The organism is Burkholderia sp. MBR-1, assembly GCF_013822785.1.
Classification (GTDB): Bacteria; Pseudomonadota; Gammaproteobacteria; order Burkholderiales; family Burkholderiaceae; genus Burkholderia; species Burkholderia vietnamiensis.
This window is the reverse complement of sequence record NZ_CP053609.1, coordinates 173,206-193,767: the sequence shown is the minus strand read 5'-3', so window position 1 is coordinate 193,767 and position 20,562 is coordinate 173,206. Positions and strand designations below refer to the sequence as shown.

The window sequence follows — 20,562 nt, the reverse complement described above, 5'->3', positions numbered from 1 at the left end:
GAGCTATCTCGCAAAATTGAGCGCTCACGCTTATCGGCTGTAAATTTAAAGACAGACTCAGGGGTCTGTAGCTCAGTCGGTTAGAGCACCGTCTTGATAAGGCGGGGGTCGTTGGTTCGAATCCAACCAGACCCACCATTTGTCTGGCGGTAACACCCTGAGGCATCTGTACTCATGGGGGCATAGCTCAGCTGGGAGAGCACCTGCTTTGCAAGCAGGGGGTCGTCGGTTCGATCCCGTCTGCCTCCACCAATCCTCAATGACAAGCGTTCGACGCGTCGAGCTTTTGTCATTGGCGATTGAGCCAGTCAGGGTGATATGAGTAACACCATATCGGCTGTCGTTCTTTAACAATCTGGAAGAAGTAAGTAATTTGGATAGCGGAAGCGTCTTGAGATGGACGTGAAAACTATCCGGGTTGTGATTGTATCGATGTATCTCAAGATGATTCGAACTTCATGTTCGGCTCTAATTGGAATACGGCACAACGCGAGAACTCAACCTGTAGCGACTGTCGATGAGACAGACTCGTTATAGGGTCAAGCGAACAAGTGCATGTGGTGGATGCCTTGGCGATCACAGGCGATGAAGGACGCGGTAGCCTGCGAAAAGCTACGGGGAGCTGGCAAACGAGCTTTGATCCGTAGATGTCCGAATGGGAAACCCGGCCCTTTTGGGTCATCCTGGACTGAATACATAGGTCCAGAGAAGCGAACGCGGTGAACTGAAACATCTAAGTAACCGCAGGAAAAGAAATCAACCGAGATTCCCAAAGTAGTGGCGAGCGAAATGGGATGAGCCTTGCACTCTTTATTTGTATTGTTAGCCGAACGCTCTGGAAAGTGCGGCCATAGCAGGTGATAGCCCTGTAGGCGAAAACAGTATGAAAGAACTAGGTGTGCGACAAGTAGGGCGGGACACGTGAAATCCTGTCTGAAGATGGGGGGACCATCCTCCAAGGCTAAATACTCGTGATCGACCGATAGTGAACCAGTACCGTGAGGGAAAGGCGAAAAGAACCCCGGGAGGGGAGTGAAATAGATCCTGAAACCGCATGCATACAAACAGTCGGAGCCTCGTAAGGGGTGACGGCGTACCTTTTGTATAATGGGTCAGCGACTTACGTTCAGTAGCAAGCTTAACCGTATAGGGCAGGCGTAGCGAAAGCGAGTCCGAATAGGGCGTTCAGTTGCTGGGCGTAGACCCGAAACCAGGTGATCTATCCATGGCCAGGATGAAGGTGCGGTAACACGTACTGGAGGTCCGAACCCACTAACGTTGAAAAGTTAGGGGATGAGCTGTGGATAGGGGTGAAAGGCTAAACAAACCTGGAAATAGCTGGTTCTCTCCGAAAACTATTTAGGTAGTGCCTCGTGTCTCACCTTCGGGGGTAGAGCACTGTCATGGTTGGGGGGTCTATTGCAGATTACCCCGCCATAGCAAACTCCGAATACCGAAGAGTGCAATCACGGGAGACAGACATCGGGTGCTAACGTCCGGTGTCAAGAGGGAAACAACCCAGACCGCCAGCTAAGGTCCCCAAATATAGCTAAGTGGGAAACGAAGTGGGAAGGCTAAAACAGTCAGGAGGTTGGCTTAGAAGCAGCCACCCTTTAAAGAAAGCGTAATAGCTCACTGATCGAGTCGTCCTGCGCGGAAGAGTAACGGGGCTAAGCTATATACCGAAGCTGCGGATGCGAGCTTTGCTCGCATGGTAGGAGAGCGTTCCGTAAGCCTGCGAAGGTGCCTTGTAAAGGGTGCTGGAGGTATCGGAAGTGCGAATGCTGACATGAGTAGCGATAAAGGGGGTGAAAGGCCCCCTCGCCGTAAGCCCAAGGTTTCCTACGCAACGTTCATCGGCGTAGGGTGAGTCGGCCCCTAAGGCGAGGCAGAAATGCGTAGCTGATGGGAAGCAGGTCAATATTCCTGCACCATTGTTAGATGCGATGGGGGACGGATCGCGGAAGGTTGTCCGGGTGTTGGAAGTCCCGGTCGCTGCATTGGAGAAGGCACTTAGGCAAATCCGGGTGCGTAATTCAAGGGTGTGGCGCGAGCTCCTTCGGGAGCGAAGCAATTGGAAGTGGTTCCAAGAAAAGCCTCTAAGCTTCAGTCTAACGATGACCGTACCGCAAACCGACACAGGTGGGCGAGATGAGTATTCTAAGGCGCTTGAGAGAACTCGGGAGAAGGAACTCGGCAAATTGGTACCGTAACTTCGGGATAAGGTACGCCCTTGTAGCTTGACTGGCCTGCGCCAGGAGGGTGAAGGGGTTGCAATAAACTGGTGGCTGCGACTGTTTAATAAAAACACAGCACTCTGCAAACACGAAAGTGGACGTATAGGGTGTGACGCCTGCCCGGTGCCGGAAGATTAAATGATGGGGTGCAAGCTCTTGATTGAAGTCCCGGTAAACGGCGGCCGTAACTATAACGGTCCTAAGGTAGCGAAATTCCTTGTCGGGTAAGTTCCGACCTGCACGAATGGCGTAACGATGGCCACACTGTCTCCTCCCGAGACTCAGCGAAGTTGAAGTGTTTGTGATGATGCAATCTACCCGCGGCTAGACGGAAAGACCCCATGAACCTTTACTGTAGCTTTGCATTGGACTTTGAACCGATCTGTGTAGGATAGGTGGGAGGCTATGAAACCGGAACGCTAGTTTCGGTGGAGCCGTCCTTGAAATACCACCCTGGTTTGTTTGAGGTTCTAACCTTGGCCCGTGATCCGGGTCGGGGACAGTGCATGGTAGGCAGTTTGACTGGGGCGGTCTCCTCCCAAAGCGTAACGGAGGAGTACGAAGGTACGCTAGGTACGGTCGGAAATCGTGCTGATAGTGCAATGGCATAAGCGTGCTTAACTGCGAGACCGACAAGTCGAGCAGGTGCGAAAGCAGGTCATAGTGATCCGGTGGTTCTGTATGGAAGGGCCATCGCTCAACGGATAAAAGGTACTCTGGGGATAACAGGCTGATACCGCCCAAGAGTTCATATCGACGGCGGTGTTTGGCACCTCGATGTCGGCTCATCTCATCCTGGGGCTGTAGCCGGTCCCAAGGGTATGGCTGTTCGCCATTTAAAGAGGTACGTGAGCTGGGTTTAAAACGTCGTGAGACAGTTTGGTCCCTATCTGCCGTGGGCGTTGGATATTTGAAGGGGGCTGCTCCTAGTACGAGAGGACCGGAGTGGACGAACCTCTGGTGTACCGGTTGTCACGCCAGTGGCATCGCCGGGTAGCTATGTTCGGAAGAGATAACCGCTGAAAGCATCTAAGCGGGAAACTCGCCTTAAGATGAGATATCCCTGGGGACTAGATCCCCTTGAAGGGTCGTTCGAGACCAGGACGTTGATAGGTCAGGTGTGTAAGCGCAGTAATGCGTTCAGCTAACTGATACTAATTGCCCGTAAGGCTTGATCCTATAACAAGTCTGCCTTGTAGATCGGCGCCGTGCGAAAGCACTGGCCGCGATCCGGAGCGACATGTTGGATTCTCGTGTGTGATACACACAACCTAAATTACTGCTTCTTCCAAGATTGGTTCTGTTGGCCACGCCAGCAGAACAACCCTCTTTGCCTGATGACCATAGCGAGTCGGTCCCACCCCTTCCCATCCCGAACAGGACCGTGAAACGACTCTACGCCGATGATAGTGCGGATTCCCGTGTGAAAGTAGGTAATCGTCAGGCTCCCTAAGCCAGGAACCCCCGCCCGATAAGGCGGGGGTTTTTGCATTGGCGCGACGGAAAAGTCTTATGCCTTCGTGACTTGGTAGTAAGCTCTGCTGCCAGCGTGTCGCCCGAGGTCCCCTGCCTACATATATCGATCAGCCGCCCCAGCGGACGACGCATCGACAGGCCGAGAACGGATGCCTGTAGGCACAGCGCTAAGCAGTACACCCTCCCGGGTACCTGCCCCCTATAGTCACTTCGGCAGTCCGAACTGCGGGTTAATCTTGTGCTGCCCGCCAGAGCATGGTGCCGCTTGAGTGCGTCCCTCGGGCGGTCGGTAGCTCCTCGGAAATCGAACGGGTTATCGGCCCGCTGGACATCTATCGCTTCCAGCGATGGTGCACCACACCCCGCGATATCCGGACGCGTACTGCAATGAACTGCGGCCGATTTCCGATATCTCCCTCCGGCGACGAGCCGCAGCTGCGGTCCGTTCCGTCAAGATTTAGGGCTTGGCCGGCCGCGACCTGGTGGTCTCAGTCCGTGCAGCATGTGCGGCCCGGTGGCGTGTCCACGACATCGTCACTTGAGGGCGGCCAGGGTGGCGCGTAAGAGCGTGCACGGTGGGCACGTGTAGGTCGGGGCGAAGTTGTGCTGCCGATGTTTTGTGCCTTGGGCGCCTGCTATTACTCGATTGCGCCGACCGGGAGTGGCCTAGCCGGAGGCATTTTCAGCTCGATCGGCGTATGGCGACCGTCCTAACGGTCGCCATACAGCGAACTATGGCTGCACGGGCACTGGGGGGGGTGCCCCTATGTGTTTCGTCAAGCGTTAGGGGCTGACTTGGGTTGGTAAATGGTGCCGTCGCGCAGCATGGCGAACAGAACGTCGCAGCGTCGCCGCGCGAGCGCGATGAGCGCTTGGTTATGACGCTTGCCTTGCTGGATCTTGCGCGAGTAATAGGCCCGTGAGACTGGGTCCCGCAAGGCCGCGAAGGCGGATAGGAATAAGGCGCGCTTGAGCACCTTGTTGCCGCGTCTGGATGGATGTTCACCGCGTATCGATGAACCTGAGCGTCGGGTAACCGGCGCGAGGCCGGCGTAGGCCGCCAGATGCGCCGCCGAAGCGAACGCCTTATGAGCGACCTCGGTCAGGAGTCTGGCGGCGGTCCTGACGCCGACTCCCGGCATGCTGGTCAGGACCGGCCAAAGAGGGTGAGCAAGCACCAATCGCTCCACTTCGGCAGCGATCTCGTCGCGTTGCTTACGCAATGCCGCAAGCTGCTGGGCTAAACGGGGCATGACGATGGTGGCGGCTTGCGTGCCGGGCACGGTCACGGCTTGTTCGCTCAGTGCCTGAACGATTTCGGCCGCTAAGCCTTTGCCCATGCGCGGAGCGAGCTTGGTCAGGCGATTGGCGAGCGTCTTCTCGCTGGTGCCGGCAAGCGCGGCGGGCGACGGATAGCGCTCAAGCAGATCGAGTACCGCTGGATGGTCAAGGCGCGGTCCGAGAACACGCTCGAGCGCCGGATGGATCTGGGTAAGCAGCCCGCGAATGCGGTTGCTGGTTTGCGTGACCTGAGCGGCGAGGTCGTCATCGAAGCCGCAGAGCATGGTGAGTTCGGCGAGTTGCTCGTCGGCCAGTCGAAGCGAGCGCAGCGTATGCGGCATCGAGCGAGCGGCTGCGGCGATGATCGCGGCGTCGCGGGCATCGGTCTTGGCTTCGCCGGCGTGCAAATCAGCGATGCGGCGCATGGCCAGTCCGGGCAGATAGGCGACGAGTACGCCTTCGGCGCGGGCGACGGCTACAGGAAGCGCACCGATGGTGGAAGGCTGATCGACGACGAACAGCAGTCGACCGTGAGTCTTGAGTTCGGCGATGAGGGCGCGCAGCTTGGCCTCATCGTTGGGCAGTGCCTTGTTGTACAGGCGCTTACCGTTCCGATCGAGTGCCACGGCGTGATGGTGGCCCTTACCGACATCGACGCCGACAAAGACATCGACGGCGTCACGTTGTTGAGTGTCTTGCATCGAAGTTTCTGCAGAGTGAACGGATTGGCCTGCAACAACGGTGGCAGGTCTCGGCATCCACGTTACGGACGGCGTCGGGATATCCCGGCCAAACCCCTATCAGCGATCACCAGCCACCCACCAGGCCCGGTGACAACACCCACCGGATCATGACTGCGACTGGGGGCGGGAATCATGCCGGGCCTGGCTGGCCAAAACCCCGATTATCGGGGCGTGAAGATAGTAACGGGGCTGCTTATAACGCGCCCCAGCCATCGCCGACGAAGAGCGCGTCCGCCGTCGTGCGGAGATCACGCGCTTCGTAGCGTGCGCGAGCAACAGCGGATCTGCGATCCCAGCTCCAGCACAACGAAGCGCATTATGTCGAGCCCGTCTCCACGACATCCGAACCGCCGCCAAACACTCCAACCGACGCCGTTCCAATTGCCCGGCATGGAAATTGCGAAATTTTTTCGTCTACCTGCTTGGCATTCCGGGCAGGAGGTCGTATGATGGCGGTCTTTCGTTTTCAGCAAAGATGCAAATCGCTGCTGAAGACGGGGTCTGACGAAGATGTGGACGCCGATGGCGATCCTCTCGAACTTGCCTTTAGCCGGGCGAGTGCGGGTGTCGGGTGTGTCGGTCTGGTGCCTTGGAAGAAAATGAAAATAATCTTCCGGATGTGCTTGACAAGAGTGTGATGCACCCCCATAATCGTCAGTTCTCTACGGAGGGGTGCCCGAGTGGCTAAAGGGGGCAGACTGTAAATCTGTTGGCTTACGCCTACGTTGGTTCGAATCCAACCTCCTCCACCAGAACATCAGCGCAGAGAGCGGTAGGGAATCGTTAGTGGCCCGTGCGGGTGTAGCTCAATGGTAGAGCAGAAGCCTTCCAAGCTTACGACGAGGGTTCGATTCCCTTCACCCGCTCCAGTCCGCGAAGTTGAAGCGTTACATGCCCATGTGGCTCAGTGGTAGAGCACTCCCTTGGTAAGGGAGAGGTCGGCAGTTCGATCCTGCCCATGGGCACCAGCAGTAAAAAGTCAGTGTCTGTTTGCGCGCGGCGCAACATGTGAAATTCCTTTCGGGAGTTGAAAATGGCCAAGGAAAAGTTTGAGCGGACCAAGCCGCACGTCAACGTTGGTACGATCGGTCACGTTGACCACGGCAAGACGACGCTGACGGCAGCGATCACGACGGTGCTGACGAAGAAGTTCGGCGGCGAAGCGAAGGCCTACGACCAGATCGACGCGGCACCGGAAGAAAAGGCGCGCGGCATCACGATCAACACGGCACACGTCGAGTACGAAACGGCGAACCGCCACTACGCACACGTCGACTGCCCGGGCCACGCCGACTACGTGAAGAACATGATCACGGGCGCAGCGCAGATGGACGGCGCGATCCTGGTTTGCTCGGCAGCAGACGGCCCGATGCCGCAAACGCGCGAGCACATCCTGCTGGCACGTCAGGTTGGCGTTCCGTACATCATCGTGTTCCTGAACAAGTGCGACATGGTGGACGACGCTGAACTGCTCGAGCTGGTCGAGATGGAAGTTCGCGAACTCCTGTCGAAGTACGACTTCCCGGGCGACGACACGCCGATCGTGAAGGGTTCGGCCAAGCTGGCGCTGGAAGGCGACACGGGCGAGCTGGGCGAAGTGGCGATCATGAACCTGGCAGACGCACTGGACACGTACATCCCGACGCCGGAGCGTGCGGTTGACGGCGCGTTCCTGATGCCGGTGGAAGACGTGTTCTCGATCTCGGGTCGCGGCACGGTGGTGACGGGTCGCGTCGAGCGCGGCATCGTGAAGGTCGGCGAGGAAATCGAAATCGTCGGTATCAAGCCGACGGTGAAGACGACCTGCACGGGCGTTGAAATGTTCCGCAAGCTGCTGGACCAGGGTCAGGCAGGCGACAACGTCGGTATCCTGCTGCGCGGCACGAAGCGTGAAGACGTGGAGCGCGGCCAGGTTCTGGCGAAGCCGGGTTCGATCACGCCGCACACGCACTTCACGGCTGAAGTGTACGTGCTGAGCAAGGACGAAGGCGGCCGTCATACGCCGTTCTTCAACAACTACCGTCCGCAGTTCTACTTCCGTACGACGGACGTGACGGGCTCGATCGAGCTGCCGAAGGACAAGGAAATGGTGATGCCGGGCGACAACGTGTCGATCACGGTGAAGCTGATTGCGCCGATCGCGATGGAAGAAGGTCTGCGCTTCGCAATCCGCGAAGGCGGCCGTACCGTCGGCGCTGGCGTCGTCGCCAAGATCATCGAGTAAGCCAGTTATTCGTTGATCGACAGTTTTGGGGCTGGCAGCAGCCGGCCCCAACATGGTTTAGGGGTATAGCTCAACTGGCAGAGCGTCGGTCTCCAAAACCGAAGGTTGGGGGTTCGATTCCCTCTGCCCCTGCCAAAAATCGCCACGTGTCACACGTGGCATTTGTTTTAAGGTGTTATGGCGAATCCATCCGTCGAAACTGTAAATACCTCCGGCGATAAGCTGATGCTGGCCCTGGGCGTATTGCTGGTCTTGGCCGGATTCGTGGGCTTCTTCTGGCTGGCCAACCAGCAGTGGTATGTCCGCGGTGCCGCATTGGCGGTAGGTATCATCGCCGGCGTGGCCGTCGGTCTGATGTCCGCACCTGGCAAGAGCCTCATCGCCTTTGCTAAGGATTCGTACAAGGAAGTCCGCAAGGTCGTTTGGCCCACCCGCAAGGAAGCAACGCAAACCACACTCGTCGTGTTCGGTTTCGTGCTCGTGATGGCGATTTTCCTCTGGTTGAGTGATAAATCGATCGAATGGGTGATTTTCTCGGCGATTCTGGGTTGGAAATGATATGAGCGATACTCCGGCATCCCCGAGCGGAAAGCGTTGGTACGTCGTGCACGCCTACTCCGGCATGGAGAAGAGCGTGCAGCGTGCGCTTCAAGAGCGCATCGAACGTGCCGGCATGCAGGACAAGTTCGGTCAGATACTCGTTCCGACCGAAGAAGTGGTCGAAGTCAAAGGCGGTCACAAGGCAGTGACCGAGCGTCGTTTTTTCCCCGGCTACGTGCTGGTGGAAATGGAAATGACGGACGAAACGTGGCACCTCGTGAAGAACACCGCGAAGGTCACCGGTTTTGTCGGCGGTGCGCGCAACCGCCCGACCCCGATTTCCCCGAAGGAAGTCGAAAAGATCATGTCGCAGATGCAGGAAGGCGTGGAAAAGCCGCGTCCGAAGACCCTGTTCGAAGTTGGCGAGATGGTGCGTGTCAAGGAAGGCCCGTTTACGGACTTCAACGGCACCGTCGAGGAAGTCAACTACGAGAAGTCGCGCGTGCGTGTATCGGTCACGATCTTTGGCCGGTCCACTCCGGTCGAGCTCGAGTTCGGCCAGGTCGAAAAAGTTTGATCCCGATTCGGTGGGCAGCCCAGGCTGCCCACCTTCGCGCTTACGGCCCGCGTCATGGCCGTTGAGGAGCGTCAGTAGCCAGCGGCGAACGCGCGTTATCACTCACCGAACGCCGCCTGGCGTTCCAACGAGGTTTTCAAATGGCAAAGAAGATTGTCGGCTTTATCAAGCTGCAGATCCCTGCAGGTAAAGCCAACCCGTCGCCGCCGGTCGGTCCGGCACTGGGCCAGCGCGGCCTGAACATCATGGAGTTCTGCAAGGCGTTCAACGCGCAGACTCAAGGCATGGAGCCGGGTCTGCCGGTGCCGGTGGTCATCACGGCATTCGCTGACAAGAGCTTCACGTTCGTGATGAAGACGCCGCCGGCGACCGTCCTGATCAAGAAGGCGGCGAAGGTGGACAAGGGCTCGAGCAAGCCGCACACCGACAAGGTCGGTTCGATCACGCGCGCTCAAGCCGAAGAAATCGCGAAGACCAAGATGCCGGACCTTACGGCAGCTGATCTGGACGCAGCCGTTCGCACCATCGCTGGTAGCGCACGCTCGATGGGCATCACCGTGGAGGGCGTGTAAATGGCTAAGATCTCCAAGCGCCGTCAGGCATTCGAAGCGAAGGTCGATCGTCAGAAGCTGTACGCGATCGAAGACGCACTGGCACTCGTGAAGGAATGCGCGAGCGCGAAGTTCAACGAGTCGATCGACGTCGCAGTTCAGCTCGGCATCGATGCGAAGAAGTCGGACCAGGTCGTTCGTGGTTCGGTCGTTCTGCCGGCAGGTACGGGCAAGTCGGTTCGCGTTGCGGTGTTCGCGCAAGGCGAAAAGGCCGAGCAGGCTCGCGCAGCAGGCGCCGAAATCGTCGGTATGGAAGACCTGGCTGAGCAGATCAAGGCTGGCCAGATGGACTTCGACATCGTGATCGCTTCGCCGGACACGATGCGTATCGTCGGTACGCTCGGTCAGATCCTCGGCCCGCGCGGCCTGATGCCGAACCCGAAGGTCGGCACGGTCACGCCGGACGTCGCAACCGCAGTGAAGAACGCAAAGGCAGGTCAGGTGCAGTTCCGCGTCGACAAGGCCGGTATCATCCACGCAACGATCGGCCGTGCGTCGTTCGAAGCGACCGCACTGCGTTCGAACCTGTCGGCACTGATCGAAGCGCTGCAAAAGGCCAAGCCGGCAACGAGCAAGGGCGTCTACCTGCGCAAGATCGCACTGTCGAGCACGATGGGCGTCGGCGTGCGCGTCGACCAGGCTACGCTGGCAGCGCAGTAAGCAAGTATTCGGGCCGCCTCGTTCGCGAGGCGGCCTAAATGGGCTTTGGGCGGTTGTTCGTGCAGCAAGGCGAACAACCGGTTATCAAAGACCGTTGGTGGGACGCAGCAGGCAGGCGAGCCCTTAATTCAAGCCAACGCAGATGGCGAACCCGAAAAAGTTTTGCAGTGGTGAAGCCGCAGGTCGTGAAGCGATTCACGGCATGAGGTGGAAATACTCCTAACGAGGTCGGACGCCGTTGTTGAACGAGGTACGTGAGGTAGCCCTATCGGCAAGCCGAACGTATCGTTTCTGGAGGCTAACCGTGCCGCTTAATAGAGAAGACAAGCAAGCCGTCGTCGCTGAGGTTGCCGCGCAAGTCGCGAAGGCCCAGACCGTTGTGCTGGCTGAGTATCGTGGAATTGCGGTTGGCGATCTGACCAAGCTGCGCGCGAAAGCGCGTGAGCAACAGGTTTACCTGCGCGTGTTGAAGAACACGCTGGCGCGTCGCGCCGTCGAAGGTACGCCGTTTGCTCCGCTGGCAGAGCAGATGACTGGTCCTCTGATCTACGGCATCTCGGAAGATGCCATTGCTGCTGCTAAGGTCGTCAACGACTTCAGCAAGGGCAATGAAAAGTTGGTCATCAAGGCTGGTTCGTTCGATGGCAAGGTGATGGACAAGGCTGGCGTGCAAGCGCTGGCAAGCATCCCGAGCCGCGAAGAACTGCTCTCGAAGCTGCTGTTCGTTATGCAATCGCCTGTTTCGGGCTTCGCGCGCGCTCTCGCCGCGCTGGCCGAGAAGAAGCAAGCGGAAGCTGCGTAAGCGAACGTGCATCAGCGTCATTGATCGCTGGCTGTATCCGAATTCAATTTAGGAGTATTTCAAATGGCAATCGCAAAAGAAGACATCCTGGCAGCAGTCGAAGGGATGACCGTTCTGGAACTGAACGAACTGGTCAAGGCATTCGAAGAGAAGTTTGGCGTGTCGGCAGCTGCAGTGGCAGTCGCTGGCCCGGCAGGCGGCGCAGCCGCTGCTGTGGAAGAGAAGACCGAATTCACGGTCGTCCTGACTGAAGCAGGCAGCAACAAGGTTGCAGTCATCAAGGCAGTTCGCGAACTGACGGGCCTGGGCCTGAAGGAAGCGAAGGACGTCGTTGACGGCGCACCGAAGGCTGTCAAGGAAGGCGTCGACAAGGCTGCTGCTGAAGAAGCCAAGAAGAAGCTGGAAGAAGCAGGCGCGAAGGTCGAAGTCAAGTAAGTTTCGACGCGCCGTGCGAAGGCTGGCGGTATTTTCACCGCCGGCCTTTTTGTGCTTTGTGGGGACGTTATTCTGGCACTCTTTCGGGAGCCCGAATGATCGGCCCCAGAAGCCAAAGAAAACCGTCAAATCGTTGCCGATGTCGCGACTGGCGTTTCTCTTTGTCTTCTGAAGCGACTGCAGAAGGCAAGTTTGGTCGGGTAGCGGGCAACACAGGCATCCGCTGCCGTCAGCCAGCGGTTGGTAGCGGCCAACCACCAAGCTTCTCGGCTCGTTCAAGCCATCGGGCGGCCATCGGGTCTCAGTCGGTGAACACTCGGGTTTGAAACGTCCAGGTATCCCGCCTCGACAGCACCCGCCGTGATTCGGAGATCGTATGCAATATTCCTTCACCGAGAAGAAGCGCATTCGCAAGAGTTTCGCGAAGCGCCCCATCGTTCACCAAGTTCCGTTCTTGCTGGCCACCCAGCTTGAATCATTCAGCACGTTTCTGCAAGCTGATGTGCCGGCAACGCAACGCAAGCCCGAAGGCTTGCAGGCCGCGTTCACGTCGGTATTTCCCATTGTTTCGCACAACGGTTTCGCGCGCCTCGAGTTCGTGAGCTATGCGCTGTCCTCGCCGGCATTCAACATCAAGGAATGCCAGCAGCGGGGCCTGACGTACTGCTCGGCGCTGCGCGCGAAGGTCCGCCTCGTCATCCTCGACAAGGAATCGCCGAACAAGCCGGTCGTCAAGGAAGTGAAGGAGCAGGAAGTGTACATGGGCGAAATTCCGCTCATGACGCCGACGGGCTCGTTCGTCATCAACGGCACCGAGCGTGTCATCGTCTCGCAGCTGCACCGTTCGCCGGGCGTGTTCTTCGAACACGACAAGGGCAAGACGCACAGCTCGGGCAAGCTGCTGTTCTCGGCACGGATCATTCCGTACCGCGGCTCGTGGCTCGACTTCGAATTCGATCCGAAGGACATCCTGTACTTCCGCGTCGACCGTCGCCGCAAGATGCCGGTCACGATCCTGCTGAAGGCCATCGGCCTCACGCCGGAACAGATCCTCGCGAACTTCTTCGTGTTCGACAACTTCACGCTGATGGACGAAGGCGCGCAACTCGAGTTCGTGCCCGAGCGCCTGCGTGGTGAAGTCGCGCGTTTCGACATCACCGATCGCGACGGCAAGGTCATCGTCCAGAAGGACAAGCGGATCAACGCGAAGCACATTCGCGATCTCGAAGCCGCGAAGACCAAGTTCATCTCGGTGCCGGAAGACTATCTGCTCGGCCGCGTGCTGGCGAAGAACGTCGTTGACGGCGACACCGGCGAAGTGATCGCGAGCGCGAACGACGAAGTCACGGAAAGCGTGCTCGAGAAGCTGCGCGAAGCCGGCATCAAGGACATCCAGACGCTCTACACGAACGATCTGGATCAGGGTCCGTACATTTCGTCGACGCTGCGCGTCGACGAAACGACCGACCGTACGGCCGCGCGCATCGCGATCTACCGCATGATGCGTCCGGGCGAACCGCCGACCGAAGAAGCGGTCGAGGCGCTGTTCAACCGTCTGTTCTACAGCGAAGAAGCGTACGACCTGTCGAAGGTCGGCCGCATGAAGTTCAACCGCCGCGTCGGCCGTGACGAAATCGTCGGCCCGATGACGCTGCAGGACGACGACATCCTCGCGACGATCAAGATCCTCGTCGAGCTGCGCAACGGCAAGGGCGAAGTGGACGACATCGACCACCTCGGCAACCGTCGCGTGCGTTGCGTCGGCGAACTGGCGGAAAACCAGTTCCGCGCCGGTCTCGTGCGTGTCGAGCGCGCGGTGAAGGAACGCCTCGGCCAGGCCGAAAGCGAAAACCTGATGCCGCACGACCTGATCAACTCGAAGCCGATTTCGTCGGCGATCCGCGAGTTCTTCGGTTCGTCGCAGCTGTCGCAGTTCATGGACCAGACCAACCCGCTGTCGGAAATCACGCACAAGCGCCGTGTTTCCGCACTGGGCCCGGGCGGTCTGACGCGCGAGCGCGCAGGCTTCGAAGTCCGCGACGTGCACCCGACCCACTACGGCCGCGTGTGCCCGATCGAAACGCCGGAAGGTCCGAACATCGGCCTGATCAACTCGCTCGCACTGTACGCGCACCTGAACGAGTACGGCTTCCTCGAGACGCCGTACCGCAAGGTCGTGGACAGCAAGGTGACCGACCAGATCGACTACCTGTCGGCGATCGAGGAAGGGCGCTACATGATCGCTCAGGCGAACGCCGCGATCGACGAGAACGGCCAGCTGATCGACGAACTCGTGTCGTCGCGTGAAGCCGGCGAAACGATGATGGTCACGCCGGATCGCATCCAGTACATGGACGTCGCGCCGTCGCAGATCGTGTCGGTGGCAGCTTCGCTGATTCCGTTCCTCGAGCACGACGACGCGAACCGCGCACTGATGGGCTCGAACATGCAGCGTCAGGCCGTGCCGTGCCTGCGTCCGGAGAAGCCGGTCGTCGGTACGGGCATCGAGCGCACCTGTGCGGTCGACTCGGGCACGACGGTTCAGGCGTTCCGCGGCGGTGTGGTCGACTACGTCGACGCAGGCCGTATCGTGATTCGCGTGAACGACGACGAAGCGGTCGCAGGTGAAGTCGGTGTCGACATCTACAACCTGATCAAGTACACGCGTTCGAACCAGAACACGAACATCAACCAGCGTCCGATCGTGAAGATGGGCGACAAGGTCTCGCGCGGCGACGTGCTGGCCGACGGCGCCTCGACGGACCTGGGCGAGCTCGCGCTCGGTCAGAACATGCTGATCGCGTTCATGCCGTGGAACGGCTACAACTTCGAAGACTCGATCCTGATTTCGGAGAAGGTGGTCGCGGACGATCGCTACACGTCGATCCACATCGAAGAGCTGAACGTCGTTGCACGCGACACGAAGCTCGGGCCGGAAGAAATCACGCGCGACATCTCGAACCTGGCGGAAGTCCAGCTCGGCCGTCTCGACGAATCGGGCATCGTGTACATCGGTGCTGAAGTCGAAGCGGGCGACGTGCTGGTCGGCAAGGTCACGCCGAAGGGCGAGACCCAGCTGACGCCGGAAGAGAAGCTGCTGCGCGCGATCTTCGGCGAGAAGGCTTCGGACGTGAAGGACACGTCGCTGCGCGTGCCGTCGGGCATGAGCGGCACGGTGATCGACGTCCAGGTGTTCACGCGCGAAGGCATCCAGCGCGACAAGCGTGCGCAACAGATCATCGACGACGAACTGAAGCGCTACCGTCTCGACCTGAACGACCAGCTGCGCATCGTGGAAGGCGACGCGTTCCAGCGTCTCGCCCGCATGCTGGTGGGCAAGGTCGCGAACGGCGGTCCGAAGAAGCTCGCGAAGGGCACGAAGATCGACCAGGCTTACCTGGAAGATCTCGACCACTACCACTGGTTCGACATCCGCCTCGCGGACGACGAAGCAGCGGCGCAGCTCGAAGCGATCAAGAACTCGATCGAAGAGAAGCGTCACCAGTTCGACCTCGCGTTCGAAGAGAAGCGCAAGAAGCTCACGCAAGGCGACGAACTGCCGCCGGGCGTGCTGAAGATGGTCAAGGTGTACCTCGCGGTGAAGCGCCGCCTGCAGCCTGGCGACAAGATGGCAGGCCGTCACGGTAACAAGGGTGTCGTGTCGAAGATCGTCCCGATCGAAGACATGCCGTACATGGCCGACGGCCGTCCGGCCGACGTCGTGCTGAACCCGCTCGGCGTGCCGTCGCGGATGAACGTGGGTCAGGTGCTCGAAGTTCACCTCGGCTGGGCCGCGAAGGGTCTCGGCTGGCGGATCGGCGAAATGCTGCAGCGTCAGGCGAAGATCGAGGAACTGCGCGTGTTCCTGACGAAGATCTACAACGAGTCGGGCCGCCAGGAAGATCTGGAAAGCTTCACCGACGAAGAGATCCTCGAACTCGCGAAGAACCTGCGCGAAGGCGTGCCGTTCGCGACGCCGGTGTTCGACGGTGCGACCGAGGAAGAAATGGGCAAGATGCTCGACCTCGCGTTCCCGGACGACATCGCGCAACAGCTCGACATGAACCCGTCGAAGAACCAGGTCCGCCTGTACGACGGTCGCACGGGCGAGCAGTTCGAACGTCGCGTGACGCTCGGCTACATGCACTACCTGAAGCTGCACCACCTTGTCGACGACAAGATGCACGCGCGTTCGACGGGCCCGTACTCGCTCGTCACGCAGCAGCCGCTGGGTGGTAAGGCGCAGTTCGGCGGCCAGCGTTTCGGTGAAATGGAAGTGTGGGCACTCGAAGCGTACGGCGCGTCCTACGTGCTGCAGGAAATGCTGACGGTGAAGTCGGACGACGTGACCGGCCGGACGAAGGTCTACGAGAACCTCGTCAAGGGCGATCACGTGATCGATGCAGGCATGCCGGAATCCTTCAACGTGCTGGTGAAGGAAATCCGCTCGCTCGGTATCGACATCGATCTCGACCGCAATTAATCGGACTACGGAGAGAAGGCAATGAAAGCTCTGCTCGATCTATTCAAGCAAGTCCAACAGGAAGAAGTTTTCGACGCGATCAAGATCGGTCTGGCCTCGCCGGACAAGATCCGTTCGTGGTCGTTCGGCGAAGTGAAGAAGCCGGAGACCATCAACTACCGTACGTTCAAGCCGGAACGCGATGGTCTGTTCTGCGCGAAGATCTTCGGGCCGATCAAGGACTACGAGTGCCTGTGCGGCAAGTACAAGCGCCTGAAGCACCGCGGCGTGATCTGCGAGAAGTGCGGCGTCGAAGTGACGCTGGCGAAGGTGCGTCGCGAACGCATGGGCCACATCGAGCTGGCCTCGCCGGTCGCGCACATCTGGTTCCTGAAGTCGCTGCCGTCGCGTCTGGGCATGGTGCTCGACATGACGCTGCGCGACATCGAACGCGTGCTGTACTTCGAAGCGTACGTGGTGATCGAACCGGGCATGACGCCGCTGAAGGCGCGGCAGATCATGACCGAAGAGGATTACTACAACAAGGTCGAGGAATACGGCGACGAATTCCGTGCCGAGATGGGCGCGGAAGGCGTGCGTGAGCTGCTGCGCGCGATCAACATCGACGAGCAGGTCGAGACGCTGCGCACCGAGCTGAAGAACACCGGCTCGGAAGCGAAGATCAAGAAGTACGCGAAGCGCCTGAAGGTCCTCGAGGCATTCCAGCGCTCGGGCATCAAGCCCGAGTGGATGATCCTCGAAGTGCTGCCGGTGCTGCCGCCGGAACTGCGTCCGCTCGTGCCGCTGGACGGCGGCCGTTTCGCGACGTCGGACCTGAACGACCTGTATCGCCGCGTGATCAACCGTAACAACCGGTTGAAGCGTCTGCTCGAGCTGAAGGCGCCTGAAATCATCGTCCGCAACGAAAAGCGGATGCTGCAGGAAGCCGTCGACTCGCTGCTCGACAACGGCCGTCGCGGCAAGGCGATGACGGGCGCGAACAAGCGTCCGCTGAAGTCGCTCGCCGACATGATCAAGGGCAAGGGCGGTCGCTTCCGTCAGAACCTGCTGGGCAAGCGCGTCGACTACTCGGGCCGTTCGGTCATCGTGGTCGGCCCGACGCTGAAGCTGCACCAGTGCGGTCTGCCGAAGCTGATGGCGCTCGAACTGTTCAAGCCGTTCATCTTCAACAAGCTGGAAGTGATGGGCGTCGCGACGACCATCAAGGCTGCGAAGAAGGAAGTCGAGAACCAGACGCCGGTCGTGTGGGACATCCTCGAAGAGGTGATCCGCGAGCACCCGGTGATGCTGAACCGTGCGCCGACGCTGCACCGTCTCGGTATCCAGGCGTTCGAGCCGGTGCTGATCGAAGGCAAGGCGATCCAGCTGCACCCGCTCGTCTGCGCGGCGTTCAACGCCGACTTCGACGGTGACCAGATGGCCGTTCACGTGCCGCTGTCGCTCGAAGCGCAGATGGAAGCGCGCACGCTGATGCTGGCGTCGAACAACGTGCTGTTCCCGGCCAACGGCGATCCGTCGATCGTGCCGTCGCAGGATATCGTGCTGGGTCTGTACTACGCGACCCGCGAAGCGGTCAACGCGAAGGGCGAAGGCCTCTCGTTCACCGGCGTGTCGGAAGTGATCCGCGCGTACGAGAACAAGGAAGTCGAGCTCGCATCGCGCGTGAACGTGCGGATCACCGAAATGGTCCGCAACGAGGACACGTCGGAAGGCGCGCCGCAATTCGTGCCGAAGATCTCGCTGTACGCGACGACCGTCGGCCGCGCGATCCTGTCGGAGATCCTGCCGCACGGCCTGCCGTTCTCGGTGCTGAACAAGCCGCTGAAGAAGAAGGAAATCTCGCGCCTGATCAACACCGCGTTCCGCAAGTGCGGTCTGCGTGCGACGGTCGTGTTCGCCGACCAGCTGATGCAGTCGGGTTTCCGTCTCGCGACGCGTGCCGGTATTTCGATCTGCGTGGACGACATGCTCGTGCCGCCGCAGAAGGAAACGATCGTCGGCGACGCCGCGAAGAAGGTGAAGGAGTACGACCGTCAGTACATGTCGGGTCTCGTCACCGCGCAGGAACGCTACAACAACGTGGTCGACATCTGGTCGGCAACGTCGGAAGCGGTCGGCAAGGCGATGATGGAGCAGCTGTCGACGGAGCCGGTGATCGACCGCGACGGCAACGAGACGCGCCAGGAGTCGTTCAACTCGATCTACATGATGGCCGACTCGGGCGCCCGGGGTTCGGCGGTGCAGATTCGTCAGCTGGCCGGTATGCGTGGCCTGATGGCGAAGCCGGACGGCTCCATTATCGAGACGCCGATTACCGCGAACTTCCGCGAAGGCCTGAACGTGCTGCAGTACTTCATCTCGACCCACGGTGCACGTAAGGGTCTGGCTGATACGGCACTGAAGACCGCGAACTCGGGTTACCTGACGCGTCGTCTCGTCGACGTCACGCAGGATCTGGTGGTGGTCGAGGACGATTGCGGCACGTCGAACGGCGTCGCGATGAAGGCGCTGGTCGAAGGCGGTGAAGTCGTCGAAGCGCTGCGCGACCGTATCCTCGGCCGCGTCGCGGTGGCGGACGTCGTGAATCCGGAAACGCAGGAAACGCTGTACGAATCGGGCACGCTGCTCGACGAAACGGCGGTCGAGGAAATCGAACGCCTCGGCATCGACGAAGTGCGCGTGCGCACGCCGCTGACCTGCGAAACGCGCTACGGTCTGTGCGCGGCCTGCTACGGCCGCGACCTCGGCCGCGGCTCGCTGGTGAACGTCGGCGAAGCAGTCGGCGTGATCGCGGCACAGTCGATCGGCGAACCGGGCACGCAGCTGACGATGCGTACGTTCCACATCGGTGGTGCGGCATCGCGTGCGGCAGTGGCGTCGTCGGTCGAAGCGAAGAGCAACGGTATCGTGCGTTTCACGGCGACGATGCGCTACGTGACGAACGCGAAGGGCGAGCAGATCGTCATTTCGCGCTCGGGCGAGGCGCTGATCACCGACGATATCGGCCGCGAGCGCGAACGTCACAAGATCCCGTACGGCGCGACGCTGCTGCAGCTCGACGGTGCGACGATCAAGGCCGGCACGCAGCTGGCGACGTGGGACCCGATGACGCGTCCGATCATCACCGAGTACGGTGGTACGGTGAAGTTCGAGAACGTCGAGGAAGGCGTGACCGTCGCGAAGCAGATCGACGACGTGACCGGTCTGTCGACGCTGGTCGTGATCGACGTGAAGCGCCGCGGTTCGCAGGCGTCGAAGAGCGTGCGTCCGCAGGTGAAGTTGCTCGACGCGAACGGCGAGGAAGTGAAGATCCCGGGCACGGAGCACGCGGTGCAGATCGGCTTCCAGGTTGGCGCACTGATCACCGTGAAGGATGGTCAGCAAGTGCAGGTGGGTGAAGTGCTCGCACGTATCCCGACCGAAGCGCAGAAGACGCGTGACATTACCGGCGGTCTGCCGCGGGTGGCGGAACTGTTCGAAGCGCGTTCGCCGAAGGATGCGGGCATTCTCGCGGAAGTCACCGGCACGACGTCGTTCGGCAAGGACACGAAGGGCAAGCAGCGTCTCGTCATCACGGACCTCGAAGGCAATCAGCACGAGTTCCTGATCGCGAAGGAAAAGCAGGTGCTGGTCCACGATGCTCAGGTCGTCAACAAGGGCGAAATGATCGTGGACGGCCCGGCCGATCCGCACGACATCCTGCGTCTGCAGGGTATCGAGGCGCTGTCGCGCTACATCGTCGACGAAGTGCAGGACGTGTACCGTCTGCAGGGCGTGAAGATCAACGACAAGCACATCGAGGTGATCGTTCGCCAGATGCTGCGTCGTGTGCAGATCACCGACAACGGCGATACGCGCTTCATCCCGGGCGAACAGGTCGAGCGTTCCGACATGCTGGACGAGAACGATCGCATGATCGCCGAGGGCAAGCGCCCGGCTTCGTACGACAACGTGCTGCTCGGTATCACGAAGGCGTCGCTGTCGACCGACTCGTTCATCTCCGCGGCATCGTTCCAGGAAACGACCCGCGTGCTGACCGAAGCGGCGATCATGGGCAAGCGCGACGATCTGCGCGGCCTGAAGGAAAACGTGATCGTCGGCCGTCTGATTCCGGCCGGTACGGGTCTCGCGTTCCACAAGGCACGCAAGGCGAAGGAGATGTCCGACCGCGAGCGTTTCGACCAGATCGCAGCGGAAGAGGCATTCGACTTCGGCACGCCGAGCGCGCCCGCGGAAGAGCCGCAACACCCGGCAGCCGAATAAGCGCGGGGCGGCGCGAGCCGCTTCCCGTTGCCTTATTCGCTGTCGTCGAAACCGCCCGGTCCGCCGGGCGGTTTTTTTTGTCCGTCGTCCACGCGCATGACGGGCTTGCCGCACGATCGGGCAGGCCCGTCATGCGCGCGCGTGAACCCGTCCGATTGGCCGACGTTGCACGATACGCCGTGCGTTGTGCGGGCGGGTTGTTAAAATTGCGGTCATCCTTCCGCTGTCCT

The 20,562-nt window shown here is 60.0% G+C and carries 11 protein-coding genes, 6 tRNA genes and 2 rRNA genes; 18 read left to right on the top strand and 1 reads right to left on the bottom strand.

From position 1 onward, the window contains the following. Positions 1–61: 61 nt before the first annotated feature. The 4 genes from MBR110_RS00950 (at position 62) to rrf (ending at position 3,683) form a co-directional block, all read left to right on the top strand. Positions 62–138: transfer RNA gene (locus MBR110_RS00950), tRNA-Ile, on the top strand. Between the two features lie 38 nt (positions 139–176). Next, a tRNA-Ala gene (locus tag MBR110_RS00945) sits at positions 177–252 on the top strand. Between the two features lie 285 nt (positions 253–537). After that, positions 538–3,416: ribosomal RNA gene (locus MBR110_RS00940) — 23S ribosomal RNA — on the top strand. A 154-nt stretch (positions 3,417–3,570) separates the two neighbouring features. Beyond that, positions 3,571–3,683 (top strand): 5S ribosomal RNA (gene rrf, locus MBR110_RS00935). Positions 3,684–4,489: 806 nt separating this feature from the next. Here rrf and MBR110_RS00930 read toward each other — a convergent pair. Continuing rightward, entirely contained in the window at positions 4,490–5,695 is a 1,206-nt protein-coding gene (locus MBR110_RS00930; RefSeq protein WP_034193736.1) for an IS110-like element ISBma3 family transposase, read from the bottom strand. Between the two features lie 488 nt (positions 5,696–6,183). On the opposite strand from MBR110_RS00930, the gene MBR110_RS00925 reads away from it, so the two are divergent. The 14 genes from MBR110_RS00925 (at position 6,184) to rpoC (ending at position 20,332) form a co-directional block, all read left to right on the top strand. Beyond that, complete coding sequence (locus MBR110_RS00925) at positions 6,184–6,375, top strand: hypothetical protein (RefSeq protein ID WP_045578594.1); 192 nt, start codon at positions 6,184–6,186, stop codon at positions 6,373–6,375. Positions 6,376–6,403: 28 nt separating this feature from the next. Beyond that, positions 6,404–6,489: transfer RNA gene (locus tag MBR110_RS00920), tRNA-Tyr, on the top strand. A 43-nt stretch (positions 6,490–6,532) separates the two neighbouring features. Beyond that, positions 6,533–6,606: transfer RNA gene (locus MBR110_RS00915), tRNA-Gly, on the top strand. A gap of 24 nt (positions 6,607–6,630) precedes the next feature. After that, a tRNA-Thr gene (locus tag MBR110_RS00910) sits at positions 6,631–6,705 on the top strand. Positions 6,706–6,770: 65 nt separating this feature from the next. Next, entirely contained in the window at positions 6,771–7,961 is a 1,191-nt protein-coding gene (gene tuf / locus MBR110_RS00905; protein ID WP_011882996.1) for an elongation factor Tu, read from the top strand. Between the two features lie 59 nt (positions 7,962–8,020). Continuing rightward, positions 8,021–8,096 (top strand) — tRNA-Trp (locus tag MBR110_RS00900). 42 nt (positions 8,097–8,138) lie between these two features. After that, positions 8,139–8,519: a preprotein translocase subunit SecE gene (secE, locus tag MBR110_RS00895; RefSeq protein WP_006482892.1), complete on the top strand. Its 381-nt coding sequence runs from the start codon at positions 8,139–8,141 to the stop codon at positions 8,517–8,519. A 1-nt stretch (position 8,520) separates the two neighbouring features. Next, positions 8,521–9,078 carry a transcription termination/antitermination protein NusG gene (gene nusG, locus MBR110_RS00890; protein WP_006400672.1) on the top strand — a complete coding sequence of 186 codons (558 nt, stop codon included), beginning with the start codon at positions 8,521–8,523 and terminating at the stop codon, positions 9,076–9,078. A 140-nt stretch (positions 9,079–9,218) separates the two neighbouring features. Beyond that, positions 9,219–9,650, top strand: a complete 432-nt coding sequence (gene rplK / locus MBR110_RS00885) for a 50S ribosomal protein L11 (RefSeq protein WP_006753591.1) — start codon at positions 9,219–9,221, stop codon at positions 9,648–9,650. Further along, positions 9,651–10,349, top strand: a complete 699-nt coding sequence (rplA, locus tag MBR110_RS00880) for a 50S ribosomal protein L1 (RefSeq protein WP_011882997.1) — start codon at positions 9,651–9,653, stop codon at positions 10,347–10,349. Between the two features lie 304 nt (positions 10,350–10,653). Beyond that, positions 10,654–11,151, top strand: a complete 498-nt coding sequence (gene rplJ / locus MBR110_RS00875; protein ID WP_014722280.1) for a 50S ribosomal protein L10 — start codon at positions 10,654–10,656, stop codon at positions 11,149–11,151. Positions 11,152–11,214: 63 nt separating this feature from the next. Further along, a complete protein-coding gene (gene rplL, locus MBR110_RS00870; protein WP_011882999.1) occupies positions 11,215–11,586 on the top strand; it encodes a 50S ribosomal protein L7/L12 in 372 nt (123 codons plus the stop codon). A gap of 376 nt (positions 11,587–11,962) precedes the next feature. Further along, a complete protein-coding gene (gene rpoB, locus MBR110_RS00865; protein ID WP_011883000.1) occupies positions 11,963–16,069 on the top strand; it encodes a DNA-directed RNA polymerase subunit beta in 4,107 nt (1,368 codons plus the stop codon). Positions 16,070–16,090: 21 nt separating this feature from the next. Beyond that, positions 16,091–20,332 (top strand): DNA-directed RNA polymerase subunit beta', encoded by a 4,242-nt coding sequence (gene rpoC / locus MBR110_RS00860; RefSeq protein WP_011883001.1) that lies wholly within the window; start codon positions 16,091–16,093, stop codon positions 20,330–20,332. The last annotated feature ends 230 nt before the right edge of the window (positions 20,333–20,562 follow it).

Coding starts and splice junctions, on each gene's coding strand:
- secE (WP_006482892.1), top strand. CDS start 8,139: ATGGCGAATCCATCCGTCGAAACTGTAAATACCTCCGGCGATAAGCTG.
- tuf (WP_011882996.1), top strand. CDS start 6,771: ATGGCCAAGGAAAAGTTTGAGCGGACCAAGCCGCACGTCAACGTTGGT.
- rplL (WP_011882999.1), top strand. CDS start 11,215: ATGGCAATCGCAAAAGAAGACATCCTGGCAGCAGTCGAAGGGATGACC.
- rplK (WP_006753591.1), top strand. CDS start 9,219: ATGGCAAAGAAGATTGTCGGCTTTATCAAGCTGCAGATCCCTGCAGGT.
- MBR110_RS00930 (WP_034193736.1), bottom strand. CDS start 5,695: ATGCAAGACACTCAACAACGTGACGCCGTCGATGTCTTTGTCGGCGTC.
- MBR110_RS00925 (WP_045578594.1), top strand. CDS start 6,184: ATGATGGCGGTCTTTCGTTTTCAGCAAAGATGCAAATCGCTGCTGAAG.
- nusG (WP_006400672.1), top strand. CDS start 8,521: ATGAGCGATACTCCGGCATCCCCGAGCGGAAAGCGTTGGTACGTCGTG.
- rpoB (WP_011883000.1), top strand. CDS start 11,963: ATGCAATATTCCTTCACCGAGAAGAAGCGCATTCGCAAGAGTTTCGCG.
- rpoC (WP_011883001.1), top strand. CDS start 16,091: ATGAAAGCTCTGCTCGATCTATTCAAGCAAGTCCAACAGGAAGAAGTT.
- rplA (WP_011882997.1), top strand. CDS start 9,651: ATGGCTAAGATCTCCAAGCGCCGTCAGGCATTCGAAGCGAAGGTCGAT.